This is a genomic window from Erythrobacter sp., from assembly GCF_023653175.1.
Lineage (GTDB): Bacteria > Pseudomonadota > Alphaproteobacteria > Sphingomonadales > Sphingomonadaceae > Erythrobacter.
This window is the reverse complement of the sequence record NZ_JAMNXL010000245.1, coordinates 1-4,304: the sequence shown is the minus strand read 5'-3', so window position 1 is coordinate 4,304 and position 4,304 is coordinate 1. Positions and strand designations below refer to the sequence as shown.

The following is a 4,304-nucleotide window of genomic DNA, read 5'->3' as shown; positions in this document are numbered from 1 at the left end:
TCGCCTCGTACCAGCTTTTGATACCCATCCCCCGCGCTCCCCTCGTGCCCACTTTTCTGTCGGAGCAATGCGTGGCACGATGTGCGCAAATTGCCAAACCGGCTTTTGGGAGGGCCGCCTGTCATGACCAGCACAACCACCGCGCCGAGACCGCGCTTCCGCCTGCATCGCAGCCTGTGGATCGGGGCGGCAATGCTGATGGCCTTTCCCGCGCTTGCCACGGTGATGGGCCGGATCGATTGGGGCGCGGAGGACTTTGCGGCGATGGCCCTGCTGCTGGCCCTGCTGTGCGCCGCGATCGAGGCGGCGGTGCATTTCCTTGACGCCCCGCGCTGGCGGATCGGCGGGATCATGCTGGCGGTGCTCTTGTTCCTGACCGTGTGGGTGCACCTCGCCGTGGGGATCTTCTAGGCCGGCACCTCCTCGCCCCGGAAATCGAACACCCGTCCCGATTGCGCGGGGCCAAGCCGCGCGAGCACGCCGAGCAGGTTGGCGGCAGCATCCTGCGGCGCGGTCAATTGGCCCTCGGCCAGCCCCGACTGGAACGGCGCGGACAGCGCAGAATCGACCGTGCCGGGGTGCAGGCCGACAATCACGCTGTCAGGGTGGGTGCGCGCCATCTCCAGCGCGAAGTTCTTCAGAAGCATGTTGAGCGCCGCCTTGCTCGCGCGGTAGGAATGCCATCCGCCGAGCCGGTTGTCGCTGATCGAGCCGACCCGGGCTGAGAGCGCGGCGAAGGTAAAAGGTGCCCCTCGCGGCATCAGCGGCAGCATGTGCTTGGCGATCAGCGCCGGGCCGATGGTGTTGTGCGCGAAGACCTCGGCCATGGTGCTGGACTCGAGCCGCTTGTAGGAACGCTCGGGCCCGGTGCCATCCGGAAGGGTGAGCACGCCGGTCGCCACGATCACCCATTCGGGCGGCTCGGCACGCATCATGGCGGCGGCGGCGGCGATGCTGGCTTCGTCTTCGAGATCGAAGGAAAAGCCTTGAAACGCAGCATCCTGCGGCACGGCGCCGCTGCGCGATCCGGCATAGATCCGCTCGCACCCGCCCGCCGCGAGGCTCTGGCACAGCGCGCGACCGATCCCGCCGCTCGCCCCGAACACGCAGGCGCTGCTGGGGGTGCGGATTGGGGTCAGTTCTAGATCATCCATGGGGCATAAAGTGCCCGCATGGCCTGAGGTTCCGCATTTTCTCCGCCCTCGCCGGCCCGCTCACCGAGACGCTGCCCGCCGGAGCACTTTTTCGCGCCCGGACAGTGTCTCGTTGTCTCCCGCGCGCCCGGTGCTGAGCCGCGCTCAACCCCTGTGCGAAAGCCTGCAACAACTGACAGGCACCCCCCGCTTGCACGCGCGGGCAATGCCGCTAAGTAGGGGGCGCAAAGCGTAAACGGGATCACGTAATGGCGACCTTCACTCTCCCCAAGAATTCGAAGATCAGTGCGGCGGGCAAGACCCACAAGGCCGAAGGTGGCTCGCGCGTGAAGTCGTTCAAGATCTACCGCTACGATCCCGATTCCGGCCAGAACCCGCGTTACGACAAGTTCGAGATCGACCTCGACGAATGCGGGCCGATGGTCCTCGACGCCCTGTTCAAGATCAAGAACGAGATTGACCCGACGCTGACCTTCCGCCGCTCGTGCCGCGAGGGAATCTGCGGTTCGTGCTCGATGAACATGAACGGCAAGAACGGCCTCGCCTGCACCACCGCGATCGAGGATCTGAAGGGCGAGATCCGCATCACGCCGCTGCCGCACATGGACGTGATCAAGGATCTCGTGCCTGATTTCACCCACTTCTACGCCCAATATGCAAGCATCCGCCCGTGGCTCCAGACCGTCAGCCCGACGCCGAGCGGCAAGGAGCGGCTGCAATCGCCCGAGCAGCGCGAGAAGCTCGATGGGCTCTACGAGTGCATCCTGTGCGCTTGCTGCTCGACGAGCTGCCCGAGCTACTGGTGGAACTCGGACAAGTTCTTGGGCCCTGCGATCCTGCTGCAGGCCTATCGCTGGCTCGCCGACAGCCGCGACGAGATGACCGGCGAGCGGCTCGATGACCTCGAAGATCCGTTCCGCCTCTACCGCTGCCACACCATCATGAACTGCGCGAATGTGTGCCCCAAGGGGCTCTCGCCGGCCAAGGCAATCGCCGAGACCAAGAAGATGATGGCAGAGCGCGCGATCTGATCCGGTGACCTTCAAGGACGACGTCTTCGAGCACGGGCCGGACCCGGACAACCCCGGCTGGCATCACTGGAACCTCAAGGACGAAACGCTGTTCAACGGCGCGGTGATGGGCAAGCTCATCACCCGCGTTGACGACGACGGGAAAGCGCGGCTGCGCATGTTCCCCGAACGGCGCCACATGAACCTGCAGGGCGTGATTCACGGCGCCGTGACGCTCTCGCTGATCGACATCGCGCTGTTCGTCACCATGCACCGCATCGGCACCGGCAACGCGGGCCCCTCGGTGACGCTTGAGCTTTCGACGCAGTTCGTCGGCGGCGGCGATCCGCAGCGGGCGATGGACGCAGTGACCGAGATCGTGCGCGAAACCGGCAAGCTGGTCTTCATCCGCGGGTTGGTGGTGCAAGGCGAGGACACGATCGCGAGCTTCTCGGGGATCGTGCGCAAGATGCAGCCGCGCGCCCAAGCCTGACGCTGTGCCCGGCCTGCTCGCCCGCTACGATGCGCTGATCGCCAGCGGCGAGCTGCGCGCCGACCCAGACCAGCGCATGGCAGCACAGCGGCTGGCGCGCTTGCAGGACGAACTCGAGGCGCCGCCGCCCTCGCCCGGCATCTTCGGCAAGCTCTTCGGCAGCAAGCCTGTCCCTCCCCCGCGCGGGGTCTACCTGTGGGGCGGCGTCGGGCGCGGCAAGTCGATGCTCATGGACCTGTTCGTCGAGACGCTCGGCATCGAACACAAGCGCCGCGTCCACTTCCACGCCTTCATGCTTGAACTCGACCGGCACCTCGGCGAGGCACGCAAGGCGGAGCGGCAGGACCCGCTGATGCACGTCGCGATTATGATGGCGGCCAAGGTCCGCTGCCTCGCCTTCGACGAGATGGTCGTGACCAACACCGCCGATGCCGCGATCATGGGGCGGTTCTTCACCGCGCTGATGGAAGCGGGGACGGTGATCGTCACAACCTCCAACCGGCCCCCGCGCGATCTCTACAAGGACGGGCTCAACCGCGCGCTGTTCCTGCCCTTCATCGCTCTGGTCGAGGCGCGCATGGATGTGCTCAGCCTCAACGGCCCGACCGACTACCGGCTCGACCGCATCGGCGACCTTGCCACCTGGCACGCGCCCATCGGCGATGCGGCGACCGCCAAGGTGCGCGAGGCCTTCTTTCGCCTCACCGACTTCGACCCCGACGATGCGGCCAACGTGCCCTCCGGCGCGCTCGATCTGGGCGGCGGGCGAACGCTGCACGTGCCCAAGAGCCTCAAGGGGGTGGGCGTGTTCAGCTTCAGGAAGCTGTGCGCCGAGAACCGCGGGGCGGCCGATTACCTCGCCATCGCCCGCGCCTTCCACACCGTGATCCTCGTCGGCATTCCCAGGATGGGGCCGGAAAACCGCAACGAGGCGATCCGCTTCACCAAGCTGATAGACGCGCTCTACGAGCACCGCGTGAAGCTGTTCGTGACCGCGGCGGCCGCGCCCGAGGACCTTTATCGCGCGGGCGACGGGGCCTTCGAGTTCGAGCGCACGGTGAGCCGTCTGAATGAAATGCAGAGCGAGGATTACATGGCGCTCGGCCACGGGACCGAGAGCTAGCCGCTCACCCCGAGCTGGCGGAGCGACTTCTCCAGCATGAGTAGCTGCCACAGGGTGCGCGAATGGTCGGCGCGGCCTGCGATATGCGCCTCGGCCAGTGCGGTGATGGCCTGCGGTTGGAAGAACCCGGTCTGGGCGAGGCTCCCCGTCGCGACCCCCCGCGAAGCATCAGCGAGCGGCCCCCTCAGCCATTCCGCGATTGGGGTCACGAAGCCCTGCTTGGGCCGGTAGAGGATGTCCCGCGGCAGGTAGCGTTCAAGGCTCTTCTTGAGCAGGTGCTTGCCCACGCTGCCACGCACCCGCATCCCCTCGGGCAGGCGCGCGGCGAACTCGACCAGGCGGTGATCGAGCAGCGGTTCGCGCGCCTCGAGGCTCACCGCCATGCTGGTGCGGTCGACCTTGGTGAGAATGTCGCCGGGCATCCAGAAGGTGAGGTCGGCATATTGCGCACGGTCGAGCCCGGAGCGGCCGGGCGCTGCGCGCATCAGCGCAATCAGCTCATCCTCGGCGCGGAAACCATCGAG

General features: G+C 66.7%; 6 protein-coding genes. 4 read left to right on the top strand and 2 right to left on the bottom strand.

The features are described 5' to 3' along the window. Positions 1 to 123: 123 nt before the first annotated feature. The gene (locus NBV68_RS18170) at positions 124 to 411 is read left to right on the top strand and encodes a hypothetical protein (protein ID WP_296312679.1); all 288 of its coding nucleotides are present in this window, start codon (positions 124 to 126) and stop codon (positions 409 to 411) included. Here the strand turns inward: NBV68_RS18170 and NBV68_RS18165 are convergent. Further along, the gene (locus NBV68_RS18165) at positions 408 to 1,154 is read right to left on the bottom strand and encodes an SDR family NAD(P)-dependent oxidoreductase (protein WP_296312677.1); all 747 of its coding nucleotides are present in this window, start codon (positions 1,152 to 1,154) and stop codon (positions 408 to 410) included. The two genes, NBV68_RS18170 and NBV68_RS18165, sit on opposite strands and share 4 nt — an antisense overlap. Positions 1,155 to 1,402: 248 nt before the next feature. Here NBV68_RS18165 and NBV68_RS18160 point away from each other — a divergent pair, with 248 nt between their 5' ends. Genes NBV68_RS18160 through zapE form a run of 3 tightly spaced genes read left to right on the top strand, consistent with a single transcriptional unit; the run spans position 1,403 to position 3,780 of the window. Further along, on the top strand, positions 1,403 to 2,185 hold the full coding sequence (locus NBV68_RS18160) for a succinate dehydrogenase iron-sulfur subunit (protein ID WP_296312673.1): 783 nt from the start codon (positions 1,403 to 1,405) through the stop codon (positions 2,183 to 2,185). Positions 2,186 to 2,189: 4 nt separating this feature from the next. Continuing rightward, positions 2,190 to 2,657: a PaaI family thioesterase gene (locus NBV68_RS18155; protein ID WP_296312671.1), complete on the top strand. Its 468-nt coding sequence runs from the start codon at positions 2,190 to 2,192 to the stop codon at positions 2,655 to 2,657. A 4-nt stretch (positions 2,658 to 2,661) separates the two neighbouring features. Further along, positions 2,662 to 3,780, top strand: a complete 1,119-nt coding sequence (gene zapE, locus NBV68_RS18150) for a cell division protein ZapE (protein WP_296312668.1) — start codon at positions 2,662 to 2,664, stop codon at positions 3,778 to 3,780. Here the strand turns inward: zapE and NBV68_RS18145 are convergent. Continuing rightward, the coding region (locus NBV68_RS18145; protein ID WP_296312666.1) for an asparagine synthase C-terminal domain-containing protein at positions 3,777 to 4,304 on the bottom strand (528 nt) is incomplete at its 5' end. The two genes, zapE and NBV68_RS18145, sit on opposite strands and share 4 nt — an antisense overlap.

Excerpts from the sequence above, each read along its gene's own strand:
- NBV68_RS18170 (WP_296312679.1), top strand. The coding sequence starts at position 124 with ATGACCAGCACAACCACCGCGCCGAGACCGCGCTTCCGCCTGCATCGC.
- NBV68_RS18165 (WP_296312677.1), bottom strand. The coding sequence starts at position 1,154 with ATGGATGATCTAGAACTGACCCCAATCCGCACCCCCAGCAGCGCCTGC.
- NBV68_RS18160 (WP_296312673.1), top strand. The coding sequence starts at position 1,403 with ATGGCGACCTTCACTCTCCCCAAGAATTCGAAGATCAGTGCGGCGGGC.